This window comes from Streptomyces sp. CS113 (genome assembly GCF_002188365.1).
GTDB lineage: Bacteria > Actinomycetota > Actinomycetes > Streptomycetales > Streptomycetaceae > Streptomyces > Streptomyces tendae.
Genome location: NZ_KZ195574.1, coordinates 3,086,664 through 3,109,329 on the forward strand (window position 1 = coordinate 3,086,664; position 22,666 = coordinate 3,109,329).

General features: G+C 73.6%; 23 protein-coding genes and 1 pseudogene. 8 read left to right on the plus strand and 16 right to left on the minus strand.

What is annotated here, in order from left to right; translation table 11 throughout:
• Nucleotides 1-135 precede the first annotated feature (135 nt).
• Both B9W62_RS13265 and sigE read right to left on the minus strand, forming a co-directional pair.
• Nucleotides 136-1,140, minus strand: coding sequence for an anti-sigma factor family protein (locus B9W62_RS13265; RefSeq protein WP_087807375.1), 1,005 nt, complete (start codon nt 1,138-1,140; stop codon nt 136-138).
• Nucleotides 1,137-1,808, minus strand: coding sequence for an RNA polymerase sigma factor SigE (sigE, locus tag B9W62_RS13270; RefSeq protein ID WP_087807376.1), 672 nt, complete (start codon nt 1,806-1,808; stop codon nt 1,137-1,139). Before sigE ends, B9W62_RS13265 begins: the two co-directional genes overlap by 4 nt.
• A gap of 245 nt (nt 1,809-2,053) precedes the next feature.
• Here sigE and B9W62_RS13275 point away from each other — a divergent pair, with 245 nt between their 5' ends.
• Nucleotides 2,054-2,752, plus strand: a complete 699-nt coding sequence (locus B9W62_RS13275) for an O-methyltransferase (RefSeq protein ID WP_078884611.1) — start codon at nt 2,054-2,056, stop codon at nt 2,750-2,752.
• Nucleotides 2,753-2,913: 161 nt separating this feature from the next.
• Here the strand turns inward: B9W62_RS13275 and B9W62_RS13280 are convergent, their stop codons facing one another.
• Nucleotides 2,914-3,081, minus strand: a complete 168-nt coding sequence (locus B9W62_RS13280) for a DUF3117 domain-containing protein (RefSeq protein ID WP_003966491.1) — start codon at nt 3,079-3,081, stop codon at nt 2,914-2,916.
• Between the two features lie 381 nt (nt 3,082-3,462).
• Between B9W62_RS13280 and B9W62_RS13285 the strand changes: the two genes are divergently transcribed.
• Entirely contained in the window at nt 3,463-4,266 is an 804-nt protein-coding gene (locus tag B9W62_RS13285) for a 2-cyclohexenylcarbonyl CoA isomerase (protein ID WP_087807377.1), read from the plus strand.
• 7 nt (nt 4,267-4,273) lie between these two features.
• Here the strand turns inward: B9W62_RS13285 and B9W62_RS13290 are convergent, their stop codons facing one another.
• Nucleotides 4,274-4,858: a DNA-3-methyladenine glycosylase I gene (locus B9W62_RS13290; RefSeq protein ID WP_087807378.1), complete on the minus strand. Its 585-nt coding sequence runs from the start codon at nt 4,856-4,858 to the stop codon at nt 4,274-4,276.
• Nucleotides 4,855-5,208, minus strand: coding sequence for a DivIVA domain-containing protein (locus tag B9W62_RS13295; RefSeq protein ID WP_179235991.1), 354 nt, complete (start codon nt 5,206-5,208; stop codon nt 4,855-4,857). The genes B9W62_RS13290 and B9W62_RS13295 overlap by 4 nt, the downstream gene beginning before the upstream one ends.
• Nucleotides 5,209-5,412: 204 nt before the next feature.
• On the opposite strand from B9W62_RS13295, the gene folP reads away from it, so the two are divergent.
• Entirely contained in the window at nt 5,413-6,273 is an 861-nt protein-coding gene (folP, locus tag B9W62_RS13300; protein ID WP_087811889.1) for a dihydropteroate synthase, read from the plus strand.
• Nucleotides 6,274-6,390: 117 nt separating this feature from the next.
• Here the strand turns inward: folP and B9W62_RS13305 are convergent, their stop codons facing one another.
• Together B9W62_RS13305 and dapE are read right to left on the minus strand one after the other, a co-directional pair.
• Nucleotides 6,391-7,149 (minus strand): LOG family protein, encoded by a 759-nt coding sequence (locus B9W62_RS13305; RefSeq protein WP_087807380.1) that lies wholly within the window; start codon nt 7,147-7,149, stop codon nt 6,391-6,393.
• 128 nt (nt 7,150-7,277) lie between these two features.
• Nucleotides 7,278-8,357 carry a succinyl-diaminopimelate desuccinylase gene (gene dapE / locus B9W62_RS13310; RefSeq protein WP_087807381.1) on the minus strand — a complete coding sequence of 360 codons (1,080 nt, stop codon included), beginning with the start codon at nt 8,355-8,357 and terminating at the stop codon, nt 7,278-7,280.
• Between the two features lie 146 nt (nt 8,358-8,503).
• Between dapE and B9W62_RS13315 the strand changes: the two genes are divergently transcribed.
• The gene (locus B9W62_RS13315; protein WP_179235993.1) at nt 8,504-9,427 is read left to right on the plus strand and encodes a VldE C-terminal domain-containing protein; all 924 of its coding nucleotides are present in this window, start codon (nt 8,504-8,506) and stop codon (nt 9,425-9,427) included.
• A gap of 348 nt (nt 9,428-9,775) precedes the next feature.
• A complete protein-coding gene (locus B9W62_RS13320) occupies nt 9,776-10,207 on the plus strand; it encodes an ATP-binding protein (RefSeq protein WP_087807383.1) in 432 nt (143 codons plus the stop codon).
• An 82-nt stretch (nt 10,208-10,289) separates the two neighbouring features.
• Here the strand turns inward: B9W62_RS13320 and B9W62_RS13325 are convergent, their stop codons facing one another.
• Entirely contained in the window at nt 10,290-11,387 is a 1,098-nt protein-coding gene (locus tag B9W62_RS13325; protein ID WP_087807384.1) for a bifunctional succinyldiaminopimelate transaminase/glutamate-prephenate aminotransferase, read from the minus strand.
• Between the two features lie 116 nt (nt 11,388-11,503).
• A complete protein-coding gene (gene fdxA / locus B9W62_RS13330; protein ID WP_003973842.1) occupies nt 11,504-11,824 on the minus strand; it encodes a ferredoxin in 321 nt (106 codons plus the stop codon).
• Nucleotides 11,825-11,964: 140 nt separating this feature from the next.
• Between fdxA and B9W62_RS13335 the strand changes: the two genes are divergently transcribed.
• The gene (locus B9W62_RS13335) at nt 11,965-12,981 is read left to right on the plus strand and encodes a GNAT family N-acetyltransferase (protein ID WP_087807385.1); all 1,017 of its coding nucleotides are present in this window, start codon (nt 11,965-11,967) and stop codon (nt 12,979-12,981) included.
• A 52-nt stretch (nt 12,982-13,033) separates the two neighbouring features.
• Nucleotides 13,034-13,942, plus strand: coding sequence for a transglutaminase-like and tetratricopeptide repeat-containing protein (locus B9W62_RS13340; RefSeq protein ID WP_087807386.1), 909 nt, complete (start codon nt 13,034-13,036; stop codon nt 13,940-13,942).
• A gap of 134 nt (nt 13,943-14,076) precedes the next feature.
• Here the strand turns inward: B9W62_RS13340 and B9W62_RS13345 are convergent, their stop codons facing one another.
• The 7 genes and pseudogenes from B9W62_RS13345 to B9W62_RS13375 form a co-directional block, all read right to left on the minus strand.
• Nucleotides 14,077-14,691: a response regulator transcription factor gene (locus B9W62_RS13345; protein WP_087807387.1), complete on the minus strand. Its 615-nt coding sequence runs from the start codon at nt 14,689-14,691 to the stop codon at nt 14,077-14,079.
• Nucleotides 14,688-15,854 carry a sensor histidine kinase gene (locus B9W62_RS13350; protein WP_087807388.1) on the minus strand — a complete coding sequence of 389 codons (1,167 nt, stop codon included), beginning with the start codon at nt 15,852-15,854 and terminating at the stop codon, nt 14,688-14,690. The genes B9W62_RS13345 and B9W62_RS13350 overlap by 4 nt, the downstream gene beginning before the upstream one ends.
• Nucleotides 15,851-16,054: pseudogene (locus B9W62_RS13355) on the minus strand (ABC transporter permease); the annotation flags it as partial. The pseudogene B9W62_RS13355 and the gene B9W62_RS13350, both read right to left, overlap by 4 nt.
• 127 nt (nt 16,055-16,181) lie before the next feature.
• Nucleotides 16,182-18,509, minus strand: coding sequence for a YML083C domain-containing protein (locus tag B9W62_RS13360; protein WP_087807389.1), 2,328 nt, complete (start codon nt 18,507-18,509; stop codon nt 16,182-16,184).
• 155 nt (nt 18,510-18,664) lie between these two features.
• Complete coding sequence (locus B9W62_RS13365) at nt 18,665-19,090, minus strand: DUF6113 family protein (protein ID WP_087807390.1); 426 nt, start codon at nt 19,088-19,090, stop codon at nt 18,665-18,667.
• Entirely contained in the window at nt 19,087-19,983 is an 897-nt protein-coding gene (mshB, locus tag B9W62_RS13370) for an N-acetyl-1-D-myo-inositol-2-amino-2-deoxy-alpha-D-glucopyranoside deacetylase (RefSeq protein WP_087807391.1), read from the minus strand. The genes B9W62_RS13365 and mshB overlap by 4 nt, the downstream gene beginning before the upstream one ends.
• 136 nt (nt 19,984-20,119) lie before the next feature.
• Nucleotides 20,120-20,314 carry a DUF2304 family protein gene (locus B9W62_RS13375; RefSeq protein ID WP_087807392.1) on the minus strand — a complete coding sequence of 65 codons (195 nt, stop codon included), beginning with the start codon at nt 20,312-20,314 and terminating at the stop codon, nt 20,120-20,122.
• A 188-nt stretch (nt 20,315-20,502) separates the two neighbouring features.
• Between B9W62_RS13375 and B9W62_RS13380 the strand changes: the two genes are divergently transcribed.
• The gene (locus B9W62_RS13380; protein ID WP_087807393.1) at nt 20,503-22,626 is read left to right on the plus strand and encodes a S9 family peptidase; all 2,124 of its coding nucleotides are present in this window, start codon (nt 20,503-20,505) and stop codon (nt 22,624-22,626) included.
• Nucleotides 22,627-22,666 lie beyond the last annotated feature (40 nt).

Here is a 22,666-nt window from a genome sequence, read left to right on the forward strand (position 1 = left end):
CGACTCCACCACTTCGCCTTCGTGGGCTTCCCCTCGTTCATGTTCTCCCCCGCAGCTGGCCGCAGATCGTCGGCTCCAAGGGCTCTGGCGCCACCCCGGATTCAATCAGGTCCGCGGACCGGCGCGCAGATCCCGTCAGCGAACCGGAGGGTAGGAGGCGGCCGGGGAAGCCGCGGGGTACGGCGACGGAGCCGGGTCGGGGGCGGCGAGCAGGCCGGGTGGCCCGGCCTCCGGGGCCGCCGGCCAGGAGGAGCTCAGGGAGAGCGGCGGGACGGCCTCCAGCGGACGTATCAGCGGGGACATGGCGGCGGCACCGGCCGTCACCGGAGTGGTCAGCGCCCGTACGGCCTGCTGCCGCGCGTCGTTCCCGGCCGGGGCGGGCATCCCGGGCAGCAGCGGCGCGGAGGCCGTGGTGGAGGCGACGGGGGTGTCGCCCAGTGCGCGCTGGCCCTGCTGGAGCAGCGGAGCACCCGTGCGCCGGCGCTGGCTCTCGGAGCCGGTGGCCGCGGTCGAGCCCGGGGTGCGCAGCGGCGTCGCGTTGCTGCCGCTGCCCGAGCCGCGCGCCTCGGTGGTGGTGTCCGGTGTGCCGAGGGTGACACCGCCCAGCGCGATCGCGGCCAGCGACACCGCTCCGGCGGCGGCGAAGGCGAACCGCAGGCCGCGGGAGGCCGAGCGGTCGGACTCCTGCCGGTGCACGTCCCTGTGCAGGTCGTGGATGCGGAAGCCGCGCCCCGACGAGGAGGGCGGCAGCACCGAGGCGTGCGGCCGGGCCGGGACGTAGTCGAACTCGAAGCGCCCGCCCCGCCCGGAACCGAAGACGCCGGAACCCGCGGACGTGCCGAAGCCTCCGGCCAGTCCGGCGAACGGTGAGCCGCCGTCGTCCGCGTCACCGCCGCCGGGGAGGCCCTGGAGGCGGGCCAGGAAGCTCTCGGACGGGGCCGGTGGGGCCGCTTGGGCGAAGACGTCCTTCAACCGGCGCTGGGCGTCGACCTCCGCCTTGCACTTCGGGCAGGTCGCCACGTGCGCCAGCACGCGCTCACGCGCGTCATGACCGAGCTCGCCGTCCACCAGGGCGGAGAGTCGGTCTCCCAGATGCTGCTCTGCGAGGTGTCCCTCGGGCTCAGGCCGTGACCCACTCACGCGCTCGTGCCCCCTCCTCCCAGTGCGGGAACGCCGGCCGCGAACGAGCGGCGTTCGGCCCGCGCCTTCGGGGACCGGTGCGCGAGCGCCTTGCGCAGCTGGGAACGGCCGCGGTGGATGCGGGAGCGGACCGTGCCGAGCTTGACGCCGAGGGTCGCGGCGATCTCCTCGTACGACAGCCCCTCGATGTCGCACAGGACGACGGCGGCGCGGAACTCGGGCGCGAGGGTGTCCAGGGCCTGCTGGACGTCCGCGTCGAAGTGGGCGTCGTGGAAGAGCTGCTGCGGGGTGGGCTCCCTGCTGGGCAGGCGCTCGGCCGCGTCGTCACCGAGCGCGTCGAACCGGATGCGCTGCTTGCGGCGGACCATGTCCAGGAAGAGATTGGTGGTGATGCGGTGGAGCCAGCCCTCGAAGGTGCCCGGCGTGTAGGTCGACAGGGACCGGAAGACGCGGACGAAGACCTCCTGAGTGAGATCCTCGGCGTCGTGCTGGTTGCCCGTGAGGCGGTAGGCGAGGCGGTAGACCCGGCCGCTGTGGGTGCTGACGATCTCCTCCCAGGTGGGCGGAGTCCACGCCTGTCCGTCCGCGTCGCTGGAGAAGGTCGCGGTCTGGGCGGGTCCCGTGGCGGGACCGTCGGAGTGGCTGTGGTCAGCAGCGGTGTCGTTCACGGATTTCGGCCTGCCTGCCGATCCGAGGAAGCGCCGCAGCACTCCGCCCCGATCCGCGGGTGCGGCCGCACCTCCCCTGTCGGCTCTGGTGGTGTCCAGTGGAGCCCCTACCATAGCCACCTCGCCCGTTAGCTCCGGATAAGCGGTTTTACGAGAATTTGATCTGAGCCGGTACGGCTCGTCCCCGGCCCGCTCGGCCGTCTCCTCGTTCCGCCTTCTTGCTTCCCCTTTTAACGACTGGTCCCATCTGCGGGTTCCCGACGCCAACGGATACAGTCACGCCGAGGCAACGACGGGGACAGGAGAGGGTCATTACCGGCAACCGGCAGACGAGCTGGGCGTTCGCCGACGCCTATGTCGCCGAGGACGACGCGCTGCTCTGGGCACGCGACCGGGCCCGCGAGGCGGGTCTGCGCTCGGTGACCCCGGGCACCGGCTCCGCCCTGGGGTTGCTCGCCGCCGCCGTGGACGCCAAGGCGGTCGCGGAGATCGGCACCGGCTGCGGTGTGTCCGGGATCCATCTGCTGCACGGCATGCGGCCGGACGGGGTACTGACGACGGTCGACCCGGAGCCGGAGCACCAGCAGTTCGCCCGGCAGGCCTTCCGGGCCGCGGGCTTCGCCAGCAACCGGGCCCGGTTCATTCCCGGGCGCGCCCTGGACGTGCTGCCCCGGCTCGCGGACGCCGGATACGACCTGGTCTTCTGCGACGGCGACCGGCTGGAGTACCTGGACTACCTCGCTGAATCGTTGCGCCTGCTGCGTCCCGGGGGCCTCGTCGCCTTCGAGGGCGTCTTCGGCGCCGGCCGCACGATCGACTCGGGACCGCAGCCCACCGAGGTGCTGCGGGTGCGGGAGCTCCTGCGCGCGGTGCGGGAGAGCCAGGAACTGGTGCCGTCACTGCTCCCGGTGGGCGACGGACTGCTGTGCGCCGTGAAGCGCTGAGGAAGAGCACCGGCACGCGAGAACGAGGGACCGGCGCGCGAGAACGAGGGACCGCCGCCCGGGAGAGGCCGTCGCACGGCACCGGGAAAGGCGCCGCACGACAGCCGCCCCGGCACCAGGAGCGGTACCGGGGCGACTGAACGGGTATGGTCGCTCGCGCGTCAGCCGACGACCTTCTTGAGGGCGTCGCCGAGCGCGTCGGCCTCATCGGGGGTCAGCTCGACGACGAGCCGCCCGCCGCCTTCGAGCGGAACGCGCATGACGATGCCCCGCCCCTCCTTGGTCACCTCGAGCGGGCCATCGCCCGTCCGCGGCTTCATGGCCGCCATGCTCGTTCCCCTTCCTGATACCAGCTCACCGTCACCGCCGACGGCCCGTGAGGGCACGCGCAGTCCGGCATGGACGCGCGACACCGGCATCGAACACATTGCTTCCCAGCCATTATCCCGCATCCCAGGACCCGATGACCAACATCGGTCGGCATCGCTTGGGCAACGCGCGCGATCAAAACCACTCAATTCGGCGATGTGACTGCGATACTGCGCGCCCTCGACCACTTCCACCGAATGGATACGGACCGGTCTTCTTTGACGCAGGTCACACCTCATGAACGATCCGTTCCCGGTGATCTCCGTCATGCTGTCTCCCGGACGCGTGCCACCGCATGAGACCGCATGGCACCGCACGACACGACGCGGAGGGGATTTCCCATGGCCGACACCGTGCTCTACGAAGTGAGCGACGGGCTCGCGACGATCACGCTGAACCGCCCCGAGGCGATGAACGCGCTGAACATCGAGACCAAGGTCGCGCTCCGGGACGCGGTGCGCTCCGCGGCTGCGGACGACGCCGTACGGGCGGTGCTGCTGACCGCGGCCGGGGAGCGGGCGTTCTGCGTGGGCCAGGACCTCAAGGAGCACATCGGGCTGCTGGCCGCCGACCGGGAGACGGGCTCGGGGCAGACGATGAGCACGGTGCGCGAGCACTACAACCCGATCGTCCGGGCGCTCGCCGGGGCCGAGAAGCCGGTGGTCGCCGCCGTGAACGGCGTGGCGGCGGGGGCGGGCCTCGGTTTCGCGCTCGCGGCGGACTACCGGATCGTCGCGGACACGGCGGCGTTCAACACGTCCTTCGCGGGCGTGGCGCTCACCGCGGACTCCGGCATCTCCTGGACGCTGCCGCGCGTCGTCGGCCCCGGACGCGCCGCCGACCTGCTGCTCTTCCCGCGCAGCATCGGCGCCCAGGAGGCGTACGAGCTGGGCATCGCCACCCGGGTCGTCCCCGCCGCCGACCTGCGCGCCGAGGCGGAGAAGACGGCGCGGGCGCTGGCCGGGGGTCCGACGGTGGCGTACGCGGCGCTGAAGGAGGCGATGGCGTACGGCCTGACGCACTCGCTCTCCGAGACGCTGGACAAGGAGGACGAGCTCCAGTCGCGGGCCGGGGCCTCCGAGGACCACGCGATCGCGGTCCGGGCGTTCGTCGAGAAGGAGAAGCCGAAGTACCTGGGCCGGTAGTCCCCCCTCAGTTCCGGCGGGCGACGCAGGTGGCCAGGTGGTCGTCGACCAGGCCGCAGGCCTGCATCAGCGCGTACGCGGTCGTCGGGCCGACGAAGCGCAGGCCCCGCTTCTTCAGGGCCTTGGACAGGGCGGTGGACTCCGGGGTCACGGCCGGGACGTCGGTGAGGGTCTTCGGCGCCGGGCGTCCGGCCGGGTCCGGGGCGTGCGACCAGATCAGCTCGTCCAGGTCGCCGGGGGCCCACCCGGCCAGCACCCGCGCGTTGGCCAGGGTCGCGTCGACCTTGGCCCGGTTGCGGATGATGCCGGCGTCGGCGAGGAGGCGCTCGCGGTCGGTGTCGGTGAAGGCGGCGACCTTGGCGATCTCGAAGCCGGCGAACGCGCTGCGGAAGCCGGTGCGGCGGCGCAGGATCGTGATCCAGGACAGGCCGGACTGGAAGGCCTCCAGGCTGAGCCGCTCGTACAGGGCGTCGTCGCCGTGGACCGGGCGGCCCCACTCCTCGTCGTGGTACGTGACGTAGTCCGCGGTGGACAGCGCCCAGGGGCAGCGCAGCGCGCCGTCCGGGCCCGCGACAGCTTCCCCGGCGCTCACTGCTGCTCCTCCTGGGCCGGCTTGTCCATGATGACGTGGCGGTGGACCGCCGCGGCCCGGGCACCCGCCAGCGCGGACTCCAGGTCGGCGATCCGGGCGTCCCGCTCGGCCAGCTCGGCGCCGAGGCGGCCGAGGGCGTCGTCGACGTCCGCCATGCGGTAGCCGCGGACCACCAGCGGGAAGCGCAGCCGCTCCACGTCGCCGCGGTCCACCGGACGGTCCGGGGGCAGCGCGTCCCGTACCCGCTCGGGTGCGGCGTCGGGCAGCGGCCCGCTCTCGCCGCCGCCCACCACGGCGAGCGTCACCGCGGCCACGACGACGGCCAGCGCGATGACGAGGAACAGGAACATGACCATCGCTGGGGCCCCCATGGTCGGGTCGGAGTCGGTCGGAGTCCGGCAGGAGTCGAGCCGGCGGTTGTGCCGGAGTCGGTTGTGTCGGGTCCGATCGTGCCATGCGAGTCTGGCAGTCGGGGCCGCGGCCGTCGAAGGACCGCGCGCCCGAGGTCGGGAACGGCACGAGAGAACGGTGTGGACGAGAAGATGTCGCAGGGGATGCTCAGGCTGGGCAGGCGTGAATTCGCGGCGCACGAGCCGGTGGTCATGGCGATCGTGAACCGGACCCCGGACTCCTTCTACGACCAGGGGGCGACCTTCCGCGACGAGCCCGCCCTCGCGCGCGTGGAGCAGGCCGTGGCCGAGGGCGCCGCGATCATCGACGTCGGCGGGGTGAAGGCCGGCCCCGGGGACGAGGTGTCGGCCGCGGAGGAGGCGCGGCGCACGGTGGGCTTCGTCGCGGAGGTCCGGCGGCGCTTCCCGGACGTCGTGATCAGCGTGGACACCTGGCGGCACGAGGTCGGCGAGGCCGTGTGCGAGGCGGGTGCGGACCTGCTGAACGACGCGTGGGGCGGCGTCGACCCGAAGCTCGCGGAGGTCGCCGCCCGGTACGGGGTGGGGCTGGTGTGCACCCACGCGGGCGGCGCCGAACCGCGGACGCGTCCGCACCGGGTGACGTACGAGGACGTCATGGCGGACATCCTCCAGGTGACCCTGGGGCTGGCCGAGCGGGCGGTGGGGCTGGGCGTGCCGCGGGAGTCGGTGCTGATCGACCCCGGGCACGACTTCGGGAAGAACACGCGGCACAGCCTGGAGGCGACCCGGCGGCTCGGGGAGATGGCCGAGACGGGGTGGCCGGTGCTGGTGTCCCTGTCGAACAAGGACTTCGTCGGGGAGACGCTGGACCGGCCCGTGAAGGAACGGCTGATCGGCACGCTGGCGACGACCGCGGTCTCGGCGTGGCTGGGCGCCAGGGTGTACCGGGTGCACGAGGTGGCGGAGACGCGGCAGGTGCTGGACATGGTGGCGACGATCGCCGGGCACCGGGCGCCGGCGGTGGCCCGGCGGGGCGTGGCCTAGGGCTTCGGCGAGGCTCGGCCCAGAACTTCGGCGGAGTCGGCCCAGGACGTCGGCGGGGGTCGGCCCAGGGCTTCGGCGGGGGTCGGCCCAGGGCTTCGCCCCGCCCGTGACCTGCCGCTAGCGGCCCGCCTCCTTGGAGACCAGGGCCACGGCCTCGTCCACGTCGTCCGTGACGTGGAAGAGCATGAGGTCCTTCTCCGCGGCCTTGCCCTGGGCCACCAGGGTGCCGCGGAGCCAGTCGACCAGGCCGCCCCAGTACGCGGAGCCGAACAGGACGATGGGGAAGCGGGTCACCTTCTGGGTCTGCACCAGGGTGAGGGCCTCGAAGAGCTCGTCGAGGGTGCCGAGGCCGCCGGGCAGGACCACGAAGCCCTGCGCGTACTTCACGAACATCATCTTGCGCACGAAGAAGTAGCGGAAGTTCAGGCCGATGTCGACGTAGGGGTTGAGCCCCTGCTCGAAGGGCAGTTCGATGCCCAGGCCGACCGACGTGCCCTTCGCCTCCAGGGCGCCCTTGTTGGCCGCCTCCATGGCGCCGGGCCCGCCGCCGGTGATGACGGCGAAGCCCGCCTCCACCAGGCCGCGTCCCAGCCGCACGCCGGCGTCGTACTCCGGTGAGTCCGCCGGTGTGCGGGCGGAGCCGAAGACGCTGATGGCGGGCGGCAGTTCGGCCAGCGTGCCGAAGCCCTCGATGAACTCCGACTGGATGCGCAGGACGCGCCAGGGGTCGGTGTGGACCCAGTCCGTCGGGGCACGCTCGTCCAGCAGGCGCTGGTCCGTGGTGCTCTCCTGCACCTGGCCCCGCCGCCGGAGGACGGGGCCGAGGCGCTGCTCCTCCGGTGGCCGCTTCTTGCCCTCGGGGTTGCCGGTAGCCATGCGCGCTCCCTCCAGTTGCGGGTTCTTCCACCTCAGCGTAGATCTACGCGGGTTACGTACGAGGGACCTCAGCATGTCCGCCACGCAGCGGCCCAAACCCGTAGTGGATCAAGCCGTCCCGTAGCGGATCAAGCCGTCAGCCACGCCCGCAGGCGCTCCTCGCCCGCGAGGACCTTCGCCACCTCGACCCGCTCGTCGCGCTTGTGCGCCAAGTGCGGGTTGCCGGGGCCGTAGTTGACCGCCGGGACGCCCAGCGCGGAGAAACGGGACACGTCCGTCCAGCCGTACTTGGGCTGCGGGGTGCCGCCCACCGCCTCGATGAAGGCCGCCGCGGCCGGGTGGGACAGCCCCGGCAGGGCCGCGCCGCTGTGGTCGTCGACCACGAACTCCGTCACCCCGCAGTCCGCGAAGACCTCGCGCACGTGGGCTAGGGCGTCCTCGGGGCTGCGGTCCGGGGCGTAGCGGAAGTTCACCGTGACCACGCACGCGTCGGGGATGACGTTGCCCGCGACCCCGCCGCTGATGCCGACCGCGTTGAGGCCCTCGCGGTACTCCAGGCCGTCGATGACCGGGTACCGCGGCTTGTACTCCGCCAGGCGCGCGAGGATCGGGGCGGCGGCGTGGATGGCGTTGGAGCCCATCCAGGAGCGCGCCGAGTGCGCCCGCTCCCCCGCCGTCTTCAGCAGCACCCGCAGGGTGCCCTGGCAGCCGCCCTCCACCTGGCCGTCGGACGGTTCGAGGAGCACCGCGAAGTCGCCCTCGAGCCACTCCGGGTGGGCCTCGGCGACGTGCTTGAGGCCGTTCAGCTCGGCGGCGACCTCCTCGTTGTCGTAGAAGACGAAGGTCAGGTCGCGGTTGGGGGCGGGGACGGTGGCCGCGATGCGCAGCTGCACGGCGACGCCCGCCTTCATGTCGCAGGTGCCGCAGCCCCACAGCACCCCGTCCTCGTCCAGCCGGGAGGGGACGTTGTCGGCGATCGGCACGGTGTCGATGTGGCCGGCCAGGATCACGCGCTCCGCGCGGCCCAGGTCGGTGCGCGCGAGGACGTTGTTGCCGTACCGCTCGACCGACAGGTGGGGCAGGGACCGCAGCGCGCTCTCGATCGCGTCCGCCAGCGGCTCCTCGGTGCCGCTCTCGGACGGGAGGTCGACGAGCCGCGCGGTAAGCTCCGCGGCGTCCAACGTGAGGTCAAGCGGGGTATCGGCCATGGCCCCGACCCTAACGCGCTGCCCTTTCGGGCAGAGTGCGTACCCGGCGGACACCGGACCCTACCCTCCAGTACCTTGTACGCGTGCTCCAGCCGTCCCCACCCCGCAAACGCCGTGGCCGCCTCGCCCGTTCGGGCGCCGCCTCCATGGTCCTGCTCGCGGTCGCCGGATATCTGGCGGTGCAGTACGTCACCGGGGGCGCGGGCGCTCCGGGGTGCAAGGTGGCCGGCGGCAAGGGCGACCGGAAGACCTACGAGTTCACCCCGGAGCAGGCGGTGAACGCGGCGACGATCACCGCGGTGGGCACCGCGCGCAAGCTGCCCGACCGGGCCGTGACGATCGCGCTGGCGACCGCGCTCCAGGAGTCGACGCTGCGCAACCTGGACCACGGCGACAAGGACTCGCTCGGCCTGTTCCAGCAGCGGCCCTCGCAGGGCTGGGGCAAGCCCGAGGAGATCATGGATCCGGCGTACTCGGCGGGCCTGTTCTACGACCACCTGCTCGAGGTGCCCGGCTATCTGGACCTGCCGCTGACCGAGGCCGCCCAGCGGGTGCAGCGCAGCGCGTTCCCGGACGCCTACGCCAAGCACGAGCCGGACGCCGAGCTGCTCGCCGCCGCGCTCACCGGACGGTCCGCGGCGACCCTGACCTGCGACGGGCGCCCGGGCACGACCCAGGAGAAGGGGCCGGACGCGGTACGCGCGGCGCTGGTACGGGACTTCGGGCACGACGTACTCCGTCCCGCGGGCGCGGAGGTGGGCGGCGACTCCGCCTCTCCCCGGCCCGCGGCCGGCTCCGACGAGCGGACCGTGACCCTGCCGGTGACCGGCGGGACCGGTTCCGGGGCGGACGGGGCGGACGGGACGGCCGGGGAGCGCGGGCGGCGCGGCTGGCAGCTGGCGCACTGGGCGGTGGCCAACGCGTCCTCGCTGCACATCCAGCGGGTCACCTACGCGGGCCGGGAGTGGACCGCGGGCAACACGGACAGCAAGTGGAACCCGACCGGCACCGCGGGCGCCAAGGGTGCGGAGCGGACGGCGGGAGCGGTGCGCATCACGTCCACCCCGTAGCGCGCCTGTACGAAGCGTCATCTGCGCGAGTGACCCGCGTCGGCGCGAAGTCGACGCGGAGCACGGGTTTTCGCACCCTCACCCCGGAATGCGTCGGAGCCCAGGGAAATCAAGGGCCGTAAGGATTCAGCAGACTTTCCGACCGGCGCCCTTTTGCCCGTTTTTCCGTGCACCTGATAATGCGACGCATTACCAACTCTTTACGTTGGGTCGCCGCAACCTTCGTCGCCTTCGAGCGGTAGTCACTGCGTCCGAGCCCGGTCGACCGCTCTCCGGTCACGCACCGGTCGTCCTCCGGGCCCGGTCGGATTTCCCATCGTCGTTGTCGACTTACGTCCAAGGAGCATCATGTCCCTCCCCCTGACCCGCCGGATCGCCCGTGCCGCGCTGCTCGTCGCTGCGGGAGCGGCCGCCGGGGTCGGTGCGGCCGGCTCCGCCAGCGCGGCTCCCGAACTGCCTGCCACCCCGAACCTCGGGGGCCTGACCGCCCTGGACGGGGCGAACGTCGGCAACACCGCCGCCTCCGCGGCCGAGAGCGTCACCGAGACCGCGGGCGACACCGGCGGCAAGGCCGTCAAGAAGGCCGTGCCGACCGCCGGCAAGACCGGTGGATCGGTCGTCAAGAAGGCCACGCCGGCGGCGCAGAACGCGGCCGGGGACGCGGCGGGCTCCGCCGGGGACATCGTGGGTGACACGGCCTCCACCGCCACGAAGGGTGGGCTGCCGACGGACGCGCTGGGCAAGGGCGGGCTGCCGGTGCAGGGGCTTCCGCTCGGCTGACGGCGGCTGCGCCGGGCTGTACGGCGCCGGGTCCTGGGATTCCCAGGGCCCGGCGTTTTGGTGTCCTGCGCCGGTGCGGCGGTCAGCCTTTCAGGCGCTCTACCGCCGTCTGGACGCGGTCGTCCGTGGCTGTCAGGGCTACGCGGACGAAGTTCTCGCCTGCGGGGCCGTAGAAGTCGCCCGGGGCCACCAGGATGCCGCGGTCGGCCAGGTGGGCGACCGTGGTCCAGCAGGACTCGTCGCGGGTGGCCCAGAGGTAGAGGCTGGCCTCGCTGTGCTCGATGCGGAAGCCGGCGCCCAGCAGGGCCTCGCGCAGGACCGTGCGGCGGGCCGCGTAGCGCTCGCGCTGGACGCGGACGTGCTCGTCGTCGCCGAGGGCCGCCACCACGGCCGCCTGGGTCGGCGCCGAGGTCATCATGCCGCCGTGCTTGCGGATCTCCAGGAGCGGCCCCAGGACGGCCGGGTCGCCGGCCAGGAAGGCCGCGCGGTAGCCGGCGAGGTTGGAGCGCTTGGAGAGGGAGTGGACGGCGACCAGGCCGTCGTACGAGCCGCCGTTGACGTCCGGGTGCAGGACCGAGACCGGGTCGGCCTCCCAGCCCAGCTCCAGGTAGCACTCGTCGGAGACGACGAGGACGCCGTGCTCGCGGGCCCAGGCCACGATCCGGGTCAGGTCGGCCTTGGACAGGACCTTCCCCGTCGGGTTCGACGGGGAGTTGAGCCACAAAAGCTTCAGGCCGGCCGGGTCCAGCTCGGTCGGGTCCTCGTACGCCTCGTACTCCGCGCGGGCCAGACGCGCGCCGACCTCGTACGTCGGGTAGGCCAGGCGCGGGAAGGCCACCCGGTCGCCGGGGCCGAGGCCCAGCTGGGTCGGGAGCCAGGCGACGAGTTCCTTGGAGCCGACGATGGGGAGGACATGGCGGTGGGTGACGTCGCGGGCGCCGAGGCGGCGCTCCACCCAGCCGGTGATCGCGTCGCGCAGCGCCGGGGTGCCCCAGACGGTCGGGTAGCCCGGGGAGTCCGCCGCGTCCACCAGGGCCTTCTGGATCAGCTCGGGGACCGGGTCGACCGGGGTGCCGACCGAGAGGTCGACGATGCCGCCGGGGTGCGCCGCGGCCGTCTTCTTGTACGGCTCCAGCTTGTCCCAGGGGAAGGTGGGAAGTCGGTCGGAGACTGATGACACGGTGGGTGGCTCCCTTTCCTCGTCGGCGCCGGTACGGCAAACGCCTCGGTCCCGTGCGGCGCCGATCGATGCGATCAGGCCGTACGGGACCGAGGCGGCGCGGGTGCGGGCCGCTCTTACTGGTTCTGCGGCGGCAGCGCGGCGACGAAGGGGTGGTCGCGCTCGATCAGCCCCAGCTTGCTGGCCCCGCCCGGCGAACCGAGCTCGTCGAAGAACTCGACGTTCGCCTTGTAGTAGTCCTTCCACTCCTCGGGAGTGTCGTCCTCGTAGAAGATCGCCTCGACCGGGCAGACCGGCTCACAGGCACCACAGTCGACGCATTCGTCCGGGTGGATGTACAAGGACCGCTGGCCCTCGTAGATGCAGTCGACCGGGCACTCCTCGATGCACGCCTTGTCCTTCACGTCGACACAAGGCTGCGCGATGACGTAGGTCACGCTGTCGTTCCTCCTCGATAGGGCGCTGGCGGGCCTCCTCAGGCTCCGCCGCCTGGCGCGCGGGAGCGCGGCGTCGTCGATGCCCACCCCTAGTATCTCCGTTCTTGGGCATGATCCGAACAGGAGGGGTGGACAGACCCGTGGAAATCTCTGCCGCAGGGCGACTTGAGGTCCGTATCACCGCTGCTGACGTGGGCAAACGAGTCTCCGTACGGCGCTTGAGCGAAGCTGGTGTCGCGGGCGAGAAGTTCACCGACACGGTCGGCGTTCTCACATCATGGACCGACGGTGTGCTGCTGATCACACGAAAGAGTGGCGAAGTCGTCCGTGTCGCGGAGTCCGCCCTGGTCGCCGGAAAGGTCGTGCCGGCCGCGCCCGCCCGCCGTCGCGGTCCCGCCGCGTCCTACGAGGAGCTGGCGCGGGTCGCCGCGCGGGCCTGGCCCCCGGTGGAGAGCGAGCGGCTCGGCGCGTGGCAGCTGCGGGCGGCCGGGGGCTTCACCCGGCGGGCCAACTCCGTGCTGCCGCTCGGCGATCCGGGGCTGCCGCTGGACGAGGCGCTGACCGCCGTACGCCGGTGGTACGGCGAGCGCGGGCTGCCCGCGTACGTCCAGACCGCCACCGGCGCCGAGGGCACGCAGGAGCTGCTGTGCGCGGAGCTGGAGGGGCGCGGCTGGGTCCGGGAGGTGACGGCCGAGGTGTGGACGGGCGGACTCGCGCCGGTCGCCGATCTGGCCGAGGGCACCGGTGTGGTCCTGTCCCGGGAGGCGGACGAGGCGTGGCTGGCCCGGTACCAGCGCAAGGGCGTGAGCGACGTGGCCCTGCGGGTGCTGGGGGCGGGGCCGTCGGTGTGGTTCGCGACGGTGCCGGGTGCGGACGCGGCCGGTGTCCCGGCGGCGATCGGCCGGTGTGTCGTGGACGGGCGCTGGGCCTCGTTCGCGGCCGTCGAGGTCGACCCCGCGCAGCGGCGCCGGGGGCTCGCGACCGAAGTGATGGCCGCGCTGGCCCGGCGGGCGCTCGACGAAGGCGCGTCGGCGGCCTGGCTCCAGGTGGAGACGGACAACGCGGGGGCCCGGGCGCTGTACGCCGGGATGGGCTTCGCGGTGCACCACGCCTACCACCACTACCGGGAGCCCGGGGATGCCGGGACCGACCGGTGACCCGTTGCCGTGAGATCGCTGTGACATCGCTGTGAAAGGGCACGATCCGGCCATGCGTCATCCTCATCCGCCCCAGCCCCCGTCGCCGGACCGTTCGGCCGAACTGCGGCGGCGGTTCGCCGAAGAGGCCCGGTCCGAGCGGCCCGACCTGGCCACGCTGTGCCTGCTGGTGGGCGCGGAGGCGGACGGGACGCTGGACGAGGCGGGGCTGGACGCCGCCCAGGTGGAACTGGACCGGCTGGCCGGGCAGCTGCCGTTCCGGCCGGGCTCGCCGCGGGCCTGGGCGGTGGCGCTGCGGGACCTGCTGGGCGAGCGGTACGGGTTCCACGGGGCCGCGGCCGACTACCAGCGGCTGGAGTCGTCGCTGCTGCACGAGGTGCTGCGGCGGCGGCGCGGGCTGCCGATCCTGTTGTCGGTGGTGTGGCTGGAGGTGGCCCGGCGGGCGGGGGCTCCGGTGTACGGGGTCGCGCTGCCGGGGCACTTCGTGGTCGGGCTCGGTTCGGAGTCGGGGCCGGAGCCGGAGCCGGAGTCCGGGTCGCACTCCGGGGCGTCGGAGGAGCGGGTGCTCGTCGACCCGTTCGACGGGGGCCGGGTGCTGAGCGGGCAGGACGCGGAGGTACTGGTCGCGGGGGCGACGGGGGCGCGGCTGCGGGAGTCGATGCTGGAGCCCGCGGCGCCGTTGGACGTCGTGTCCCGGGTGCTGAACAACATCCGGGCGTGGGCGGCCAGGCGGCCGGAGCAGTCGGCGGTGGGTCTGTGGGCGGTCGACCTGGCGCTGCTGTTGCCGGCGCATGCGGCGCGGTTGCGGTACGAGCGGGCGCGGCTGTTGGTACAGCGGGGGGAGTTCGCGGCGGGGGCCGGGGAGTTGGAGGCGTACGCGGAGGTGGTGGGGGCGGTGGATCAGGCGGTCGCGGAAGAGGTGCGCGGGGAGGCCCGCGCCGCTCGGGCGATGTTGAACTGAGCTTCGGTGGGTGGCGGCCGGGGGGCCGCCCGGCGTCAGCGGGGGGGCGCCAGCGGGGTGCCTCCGCGCCCACCCGTGCCGCCCCAGCGCCACGACTGCCCGCAGCTGCGGGGCGCCAGCGGCGGTGGCTGGTGCTACAGCCAGCCCTTGTTTCTGGCCACCTGGACTGCTTCCGCTCTGTTCCTCACCGCCAGTTTCTGGATGGCCGTGGAGAGGTAGTTGCGGACCGTGCCCTGGGAGAGGTGGAGGGCCGTGGCGAGTTCGGCGTTGGTGGAGCCGTCGGCGGCGGCCCGGAGGATCTCGCGTTCGCGGTCGGTCAGGGGGTTGGCGCCCTCGGCGAGGGCCGCCGCGGCCAGGGTCGGGTCGATCACCCGCTCGCCCGCCAGCACCTTGCGGACCGCTTCGGCGAGCTGGGCGGCCGGGGCGTCCTTGACCAGGAAGGCGTCGGCGCCGGACTCCATGGCGCTGCGCAGATAGCCGGGGCGGCCGAAGGTGGTGAGGACGACCAGCTTCACGGCCGGGAGTTCCCGGTGCAGCAAGGCCGCCGCCTCGATGCCGGTCGCGCCGGGCATCTCGATGTCCAGCAGGGCCACGTCCACACCGTGCGCACGGGCCGCGTCCAGTACCTCGTCGCCCCGCGCCACCTGGGCGACGACCTCGATGTCCTCCTCCAGGCCGAGCAGCGCGGCCAGTGCCTCGCGGACCATCGCCTGGTCCTCCGCCAGCAGGACCTTGATCGTGCGGCTCATGCCCCGGATCCTACGTCGGCGGCCGCGCCCGCCGGGACGCGCGCGACCAGCCTGAACCCCCGGTGGGACCCGCCCGCCTCCAGTGTGCCGCCGGCCTTCTCCAGGCGTTCGGCGAGCCCGGTGAGGCCGTTGCCCGGGGCGGGCGCGGAGGCGGGGCGGCCGGAGCCGTTGTCCTCCACGGACAGCTCCAGCATCGCGCCGTCCAGCGTCTGGCGGCCCAGCAGCTCCACCGCGCAGCGCCGGGCGCCGCTGTGCCGTACGACGTTGGTGACCGCCTCGCGCAGCGCCCAGGCGAGGGCCGTCTCGGACTCCTCGGGGACGCCGGTCAGGTCCGGTGCGGCGGGCAGCTCGGCGACCACCCCGGCGGCCGTCAGGGCGACCTCGGCGCCCGCGAGTTCGGTGGCGAGACGGGCGCGTCGGTAGCCGGTGACGGCCTCGCGGACGTCGACGAGGGCCTGGCGGCTGACCTGTTCGATGTCGGCGACCTGCTGGGCGGCCTTGTCGGGGTGGTCGGGGAGCATGCGGCCCGCCAGCTCGCTCTTCAGCGTGATCAGCGAGAGCGAGTGGCCGAGCAGGTCGTGCAGGTCGCGGGCGAGGCGCAGCCGTTCCTCGTTGGCGGCGAGCTGGGCGACGGTGGCGCGGGCCTCGCGCAGCGCGAGGGTGGTCCGGATCAGCTCCCGCACGCCGGTCATGGCGAAGCCGCCCAGCAGCGCCGGGAGCAGCAGGGCGGCGATGAAGGAGGTCCCGTCCGGCACCGCGAGCGCGACGGCGGTCAGCAGCGCCGAGGCGCCCGGGATCGCCCAGCGGGCCAGGCGCGGCGGCAGGGCGGCACCGGACGCGACCGCGACGTACACGAAGAGGACCAGCCACGCGCGGCCCAGGGTGACGGCGAGGAGCGTGGACTGGGCCGCGAGGACGGCGAGGGAGCCGAGGACGAGGTGGGTCCCCTCGCCGCGGCCGGTGCGGAAGAGCAGCAGCATGTACCAGGTCACGAAGGCGGCGAGGCCGAGCCAGCCGAGGACCTGGACACCGGCGGCGTGACCGCCGTGCAGCAGGTCGCCGACGGGCGCGCTCAGATAGGCCAGCCAGATGGCCGTCCACATCACCTTGACGGTCTTCTGCCTGCGGTTCTCCGGGCGCTGCCCGATGCCGACGCCGCTCACGCCTTCAGCGTGTCCTTCCCGTACAGCCAGGCCGCGCCGCCCGCGAAGGGCACGAAGGAGACGGCGAGGACGGCGAGGTCCTGTGCGTGCGGGGCACGACTCCGTTCGATCGACTGCCCGAGCGCAGCGTACGCGTGCGTCGGCAGCCACTCGGCGATGTCCCTCAGCCACTGCGGGAAGGTGGTGGTGGGCATCCACAGGCGCGGTCGGGCGGGGGCAGTGCCGGTGGTCCCGGGTGCCGGATGACAGAGGTCATGCGGTCCCCGGCCGCGTACGACGAGAGGGGCGCCCGGCGGGTGCCGGGCGCCCCTCTCGTCGGTGCCCGCGTCAGCTGGGGTCGGTGTCGATGACGGCCACCCGGTCGGTCTTGCTCTTCAGGGCCTGGCGCATGGCGCCGTAGACGTCCTGGGGGGTGACGGCGGTCTTCTCACCGTTGGCCCGGGTGATGAGCACACCGTCGAAGGTCTGGCCGTACAGCTCCTTGAGGGCGTTCAGGTCGGGCTTGTCGACGAGCTTGCCGTTGACGGCGGTGACCCTGAGGAACTTCCACAGCGACTTCTCGGGGCTCATCGGGATGGAGTGGGCCGGGTCCGTCTGCACGGTCACGCGGTCCGACATGGCCGGCTCGGCGAACTCCTTCAGCATCCGGTCGACCTCGGCCTTGGAGACCGTGGGCTCCTTGGTGGTCGTCGGCACGTTCACCGCGGTGGCGGTGCCGGTCTCCACCTGGGCGCGGTAGGCGGCCTGCACGGCCTCGGTCGACTTGGCCACGTCTATGCCCTTGCCGGTCTTGCCGTACACGGGGACGGCCTTGCCCGACTCGAACTTGATGGTGCCCTCGGTCGCCGAACCGGCCCCGCCCGCGGCGTTCTCCAGGGCCGCGTGCAGCTTCTCCTCGTCGACGGGCATGACCGGGTCGACGACCCGCTTCTGGCCGAAGAGCGAGCCGATCACGGACATCGGGTTGTAGTCGCTGGTCGCCGCGTCGCTGGCCGTGGCCTGGGTATCGAGCTGGAGCCCCGCCTGGTCCGGCTTCAGGGAGACGGTGTCGCCGCCCACCGTGAGCTTGAGCGGTTTGGCGGCACGCTCGCCCAGGGCCTTGTCCAGCTTCTCGACGGCGTCGTCGCGGGTGCCGCCGCCGATGTCGACGCCGAGCACGGTGGTGCCCTTCGGCACGTCGGAGCGGTTCATCAGCAGGCCGGCACCGTAGGTGACACCGGCGACGACGACCAGAGCGCCGACGAGCAGCGGGAGCTTCCCGCGCCTCTTCTTCTTGGCGGGCTTGGCGGGGCTCGCCGGCGGCGCGGCGACCGGCTCGGGCAGCTTGGGCGGGTTGTGCGGCAGCGGTCCGTCGCCGGATCCGCCCGGGAACGGCCCGGTGCGCTCGCCGGGTACGACGGGGATGCCGCTGGTGACGGTGTTGCCGGAGATGTTGTCCGGGTTGCCCATGCCGGGGGGCACCGGCCGCTGCGGGGTGAGGATCGCGGTGTCGTCGCTGAGCCCGCCGCCGGGCCCTGGACGCCCGGCGTCCGGACCCGCGCCGGGGCCCGCCGGCCTGCCGGGGCCGCCCGGCCCGCCGAGGTTCCCCGGGCCGCGCAGGCCGTTCGGGGCGGATTCGCGCTGCCCGGCCGGTGCTCCGGGGCCGCCGGACATGCCCAGGTCGCCGAGGTCGCCGGCCGGGGGCGGCGACAGCCGGCCGTCCCCGGTGACCGGGCCGCTCGTCGGGCCCGCGGGGCCCTGGGGGCCGTTGCCGTACGGGGACTGCCCGTTCAGGCCGTTCTGCTGTACGCCGGGGGCGCCGGGGCCCGGGTCGCCCTGCCCCTCCCCCGCGAAGTACGGCAGGTCGTCGCGGCGCGGCCCGGTACCGGCGTCGGCGCCCGGCCGGACGCCGTTGCCGTTGCTGTTGCTGTTGCCGTTGCCGCCCAGGGGGCCGGCCGCCAGCGCCTCGGTGACGTCGAAGGAACCGGTGCCGCCCCCGTGCCCGGGCGCCACCGGCCCGCCGGTCGCACCGGAGCGGGCGGCGCCGCCCGCGGGCCCGGGCCGGGAACCGCCGGGCGCGCTCATGGAGCCGACGACGCCGCCAGGACGGCCACTCCCGCCGCCCGGCCGGCCACCGGCACCCGCAGCACCCGCACCGCCACCCGCGCCGGGTCCGCTCTGCGCACCCGGTGCGGCGGGGGCCGCCGAACCGCCCGGCAGACCGGCACCGTTGGTGGAGCCGCCACCCGGAGTGCCCTTGCCCGGACCCGACTTGCGTGGCGCGAACCAGTCGCTGGTCGGCTTCTCCTCGGCGGACTGCGCGCTCTCGGCGGGAGCCTCGGGGGCGGCGGCCGCGGGCGCGGCGGCGCTCGGCGCCGGCGCGGGCCGCTCGCCCGTCGTCTCCGTGTCGTCGGCGGCGTCCGCGCTGTCCGCGCCGTCCGCGACGGGCTTGCGCACGACGACCGGCGGAATGGGCCGCGACCCGGGAATGTTGATCCGGATCCGGGTCGTCAGCGTCGTCTCGGTCTTGCGCTCCTCCGGTCGGGCGGCCGAACGGCTCGCGTCCGCACCGGCGTCGGAAGCCGTGGGTGTCCCGTAGGGCGGGGTGCCCGACGGGTATGCGGCTCCGCCGCGCCCGTGGGGCCCGGAGGACGAACTGTCAGTTTCACGACTCAAGGCAGGTTCTCCCGGTTGGCTCCGCCGCCCGTCACGCCATCAGCGGGCGGCTCGGCGGCGCGCACCACCATACTGGCCACTTCTCGCGCGTATCCCGTGACCGCCGGGGAAACCCACACGGGACTCGCACGCCCGCGGCACGGCGAAGCGGTACGTCACTTGCGAAGTCGGGCGGAGCCGCCGTCCGGTTGCCGCACCGGCGCGAGGGTGGCGCAGATCACAGCAACGGCGATCCCGCCGAGCAGAAAGAGATAGGAGCCGGCTCCGGCGGCGAAGAGGAAGTCGCCCTCCGGCCGGCTGGTGGTGAGCAGCACCACGGCGAGTGCCCAGCCGAGGGCCGGCGCGACGGCCCCGCCGCGGCGCCCGGCGGCCCGGCCCGCGCCGAGGCACAGCCCCGCCTCGGCGGCCAGCGCGAGCAGCAGTCCGCCGGGGAACCAGGCCGGTTGCAGCAGCGCGCCCGCCACGCCCAGGACGGCGCCGAGCACGAAGAGCCCGGCGTACAGGGCGGCCCGCCCGGGCGAGGGCGGGCGCAGCGGCTGGGCGAGGGCGGAGCCCGGGGGCTCGTTGCGGCCGCCGCTCACGAGGCCACCCCGCTCTCGTGGGTCGCGGTGATTTCGCCGACCCCGGCGAACAGGTCGCTCTCGCGCCCGTCGCCGCCGCCCCGCTCGCCGCGCACCAGCTCGTAGTGTTCGGTGGCCAGGAGGGGCTGGGCTAGGTCGTTGGAGAGGACGAAGTACGGTTCGGCGACGGTGATCTGGGTGGCGTGCGCGCGCATCGCGGCGGCCTTGGCGGCGGCGTACGCGGTGCCCTCGCCCTCGATCTCGGTGGTGATCCGCTCGTCGTCGACGACACCCGGAACGTCCTCGACGCCGGCCGCCTTCTCGAACGGCAGGCCCGGCAGGGCGTCCCGGAGCCGGGCGAAGGCGTCCTCCACCCGGGAGCGCGGCACGCGGTTCCAGTAGACCTTGGCGACGGGGCACCCGGCCTCGTCCGCCAGCTCCACCGCGCGCATGGCGATGCGGTGGGCCTGGATGTGGTCGGGGTGGCCGTAGCCGCCGTCCGGGTCGTAGGTGACGAGCACCTGGGGGCGCACCTCGCGGATCACGTCGACGAGCAGGGCGGCGGCCGCGTCGACGTCCGCCTGCCACAGGCAGCCGGGGTCGTCGTTGTCGGACAGTCCCATCATCCCGGAGTCGGCGTACCGCCCCGGTCCGCCGAGCAGCCGGAAGTCCTCGACGCCGAGCGCGCGCATCGCGTCCGCCAGCTCACCCCTGCGGTGCCCGCCGAGGGCGGCGCCGGAGAGGTGGGCGAGCGCGGGCGGAATGACCTCGCCCCGCTCGCCGAGGGTGCAGGTCACCAGCGTCACGTGCGCGCCCTCGGCCGCGTACCGGGCCATCGTGACGCCGTTGTTGATCGACTCGTCGTCCGGGTGCGCGTGCACCAGCAGCAGACGCCGGCCGGGGAGTTCCGTCATGGGGTCCACCCTATGAGGCCCGGCTCCCGTCCTCACGCCCGCACGGGCCGTACGGAACCCGTCCCGGGCCCCTCCACCGGCTACGGCAGCCGGGCGGGCGGCTTCCGCGTCGAGGCCGCCCGCGAACCCGGCCCGGTCAGAAGTTGATGTCGCTGATCATCCCCGCGATGTTGGTCGTCAGGTCAGTGATCGTGGGAGCGATCGTCGAGGAGGCCAGGTAGAAGCCGAGAAGCATGCACACGATCGCATGGCCCGCCTTCAAGCCTGACTTCTTGACCAGCAGGAAGACGATGATCGCCAGCAGCACAACCGCCGAAATCGAGAGTGCCACGGCGGCTCACCTCCAATGGGCCCAGGGACACGGGGGGGGTCGGTCGCAGTCGAGCTCGAAGCAGATAAATCCACGCAGCGGGGCACCTGGTTGATACCCACTATGCGCTAGTGATCATAACTATCCGTGCGCGCGCATCTCTCGGCGCACGGCCGCACAAGGGGGCGCATGGCCAATATGGTCGAGGCATGACGACCGAGTCCGACTCCTTCCCCAAACGGCACGCCCGCACCCAGCGGTTCACGCTCGGCGCGCCGCGTTCGTTCACCGTGGCACCCGATGGTTCACGGGTCGCCTTCCTGCGCTCCGGTACCGGTACGGACCGGGCGAATGCCCTGTGGGTCCTGGACGTCGAGGAGGGCGGGGAGCGCGTCGCCGCCGACCCTCGCGCCCTGCTCGGCGGCACCGAGGAACGCCTGTCGCCCGAGGAACGGGCCCGGCGCGAGCGCAGCCGCGAGGGCGGTGCCGGGATCGTCGGCTACGCCACCGACGCGGCGGTCGAACTGGCCGCCTTCGCGCTGTCGGGGCGGCTCTTCGCGGCCGAGCTGCGGGTCGGCACCGCGCGCGAACTGCCCACCCCCGGGCGGGTGATCGACCCGCGCCCCTCCCCCGACGGCCGGCACGTCGCGTACGTCGCCCAGGGCGCCCTGCGCGTCGTGGGCGCCGAGGGGGACGGCGACAGGGCGCTGGCCGAGGCGGACGGCGAGGGCGTCACCTACGGGCTCGCCGAGTTCGTGGCGGCCGAGGAGATGGCGCGCAGCCGGGGCTTCTGGTGGGGTCCGGAGTCGGACCGGCTGCTGGTGGCACGCGTGGACGACACGCCGGTGCAGCGCTGGTGGATCTCCGACCCGGCCCACCCCGAACGTGATCCACAACACGTGCCGTACCCGGCCGCGGGCACCGCCAACGCGGACGTACGGCTGTTCCTCGTCGGCCTCGACGGGGGGCGCACGGAGGTGCTCTGGGACCGGGCGCGGTATCCGTATCTGGCGCGAGTGCACTGGTCAGCGGCGGGTGCTCCGCTGCTCCTCGTACAGGCGCGCGACCAGCGCAGCCAGCTTTTCCTGGCGGTGGACACCGAGTCGGGCACGACCCGGATGGTGCACGCCGACGAAGATCCAGTTTGGCTGGAACTCTTCCCCGGGGTGCCCTGCTGGAGCCCTTCGGGGAACCTGGTGCGGATCGCCGACGAGGGCGGCGCGCGGGTGCTCGCGGTGGGCGAACGACTGCTCACCGGGGCCCAGTTGCACCTGCGGGCGGTGCTGGACGTCGGTGCCGACGACGTGCTGGTCTCCGCCTCGGCGGGCGAGGAGGCGACCGAGGCGGAGATCGGCGAGGTGCACGTCTACCGGGTGAACGAACTGGGCGTCGAACGCCTGTCGCAGGAGCCCGGTGTGCACTCGGCGGTACGCGCCGGGGGCGTGACGGTGCTCGTCTCCGCGACCCTCGACCGGCCGGGAGCCCGGGTACGGGTACTGCGGGATGGGAAGCACGCGGCGACCATCGCCTCGTATGCGGAAGACCCCGGTTTGTCCCCGCGCGTGACCCTCACCCAGGGGGGCGCACGGCGCGTCCCGTGCGCCGTGCTTATGCCAACGGACTACCACGGTGACACCCCCCTCCCGGTCCTCCTGGACCCCTACGGTGGCCCGCACGGCCAGCGCGTCGTGGCCGCGCACAACGCCCATCTCACCTCGCAGTGGTTCGCGGACCAGGGGTTCGCGGTCGTCGTCGCCGACGGGCGGGGCACTCCGGGACGCTCCCCGGCCTGGGAGAAGGCCGTCAAGGACGACATCGCCGCCGTCGTGCTCCAGGACCAGGTGGACACGCTGCACGCCCTGGCGGCCGACTTCCCGCTCGACCTGAACCGCGTCGCCGTCCGGGGGTGGTCCTTCGGCGGCTACCTGGCGGCGCTGGCCGCGCTGCGCCGGCCGGACGTCTTCCACGCCGCCGTCGTGGGCGCCCCGGTCACCGACCTCAGGCTCTACGACACCCACTACCAGGAGCGGTACCTCGGCGACCCCGGCGAGCAGCCGGACGTCTACCGCCGCAACTCGGTGATCGACGACGCCGGCCTGGTCGACGCCGCCGAGCCGCACCGGCCGATGATGGTCATCCACGGCCTCGCGGACGACAACGTGGTGGTCGCCCACTCGCTGCGGCTGTCCTCGGCCCTGCTGGCGGCCGGCCGCCCGCACGAGGTGCTCCCCCTGTCCGGCGTCACGCACATGACCCCGCAGGAGTCGGTCGCGGAGAACCTGCTGCGGCTCCAGGTGGACTTCCTCAAGCGGTCGCTGCCCGCCCCGGCGTGACGCCCCCGCGTCACCCGTACGCCAACGCCTTTGACACGCG

Excerpts from the sequence above, each read along its gene's own strand:
- B9W62_RS13280 (WP_003966491.1), bottom strand. The coding sequence starts at position 3,081 with ATGGCGGCCATGAAGCCGCGGACGGGCGATGGCCCGCTCGAGGTGACC.
- B9W62_RS13285 (WP_087807377.1), top strand. The coding sequence starts at position 3,463 with ATGGCCGACACCGTGCTCTACGAAGTGAGCGACGGGCTCGCGACGATC.
- B9W62_RS13295 (WP_179235991.1), bottom strand. The coding sequence starts at position 5,208 with ATGTTCCTGTTCCTCGTCATCGCGCTGGCCGTCGTCGTGGCCGCGGTG.
- folP (WP_087811889.1), top strand. The coding sequence starts at position 5,413 with ATGCTCAGGCTGGGCAGGCGTGAATTCGCGGCGCACGAGCCGGTGGTC.
- B9W62_RS13305 (WP_087807380.1), bottom strand. The coding sequence starts at position 7,149 with ATGGCTACCGGCAACCCCGAGGGCAAGAAGCGGCCACCGGAGGAGCAG.
- dapE (WP_087807381.1), bottom strand. The coding sequence starts at position 8,357 with ATGGCCGATACCCCGCTTGACCTCACGTTGGACGCCGCGGAGCTTACC.
- B9W62_RS13315 (WP_179235993.1), top strand. The coding sequence starts at position 8,504 with ATGGTCCTGCTCGCGGTCGCCGGATATCTGGCGGTGCAGTACGTCACC.
- B9W62_RS13320 (WP_087807383.1), top strand. The coding sequence starts at position 9,776 with ATGTCCCTCCCCCTGACCCGCCGGATCGCCCGTGCCGCGCTGCTCGTC.
- B9W62_RS13340 (WP_087807386.1), top strand. The coding sequence starts at position 13,034 with ATGCGTCATCCTCATCCGCCCCAGCCCCCGTCGCCGGACCGTTCGGCC.
- B9W62_RS13345 (WP_087807387.1), bottom strand. The coding sequence starts at position 14,691 with ATGAGCCGCACGATCAAGGTCCTGCTGGCGGAGGACCAGGCGATGGTC.
- mshB (WP_087807391.1), bottom strand. The coding sequence starts at position 19,983 with ATGACGGAACTCCCCGGCCGGCGTCTGCTGCTGGTGCACGCGCACCCG.
- B9W62_RS13380 (WP_087807393.1), top strand. The coding sequence starts at position 20,503 with ATGACGACCGAGTCCGACTCCTTCCCCAAACGGCACGCCCGCACCCAG.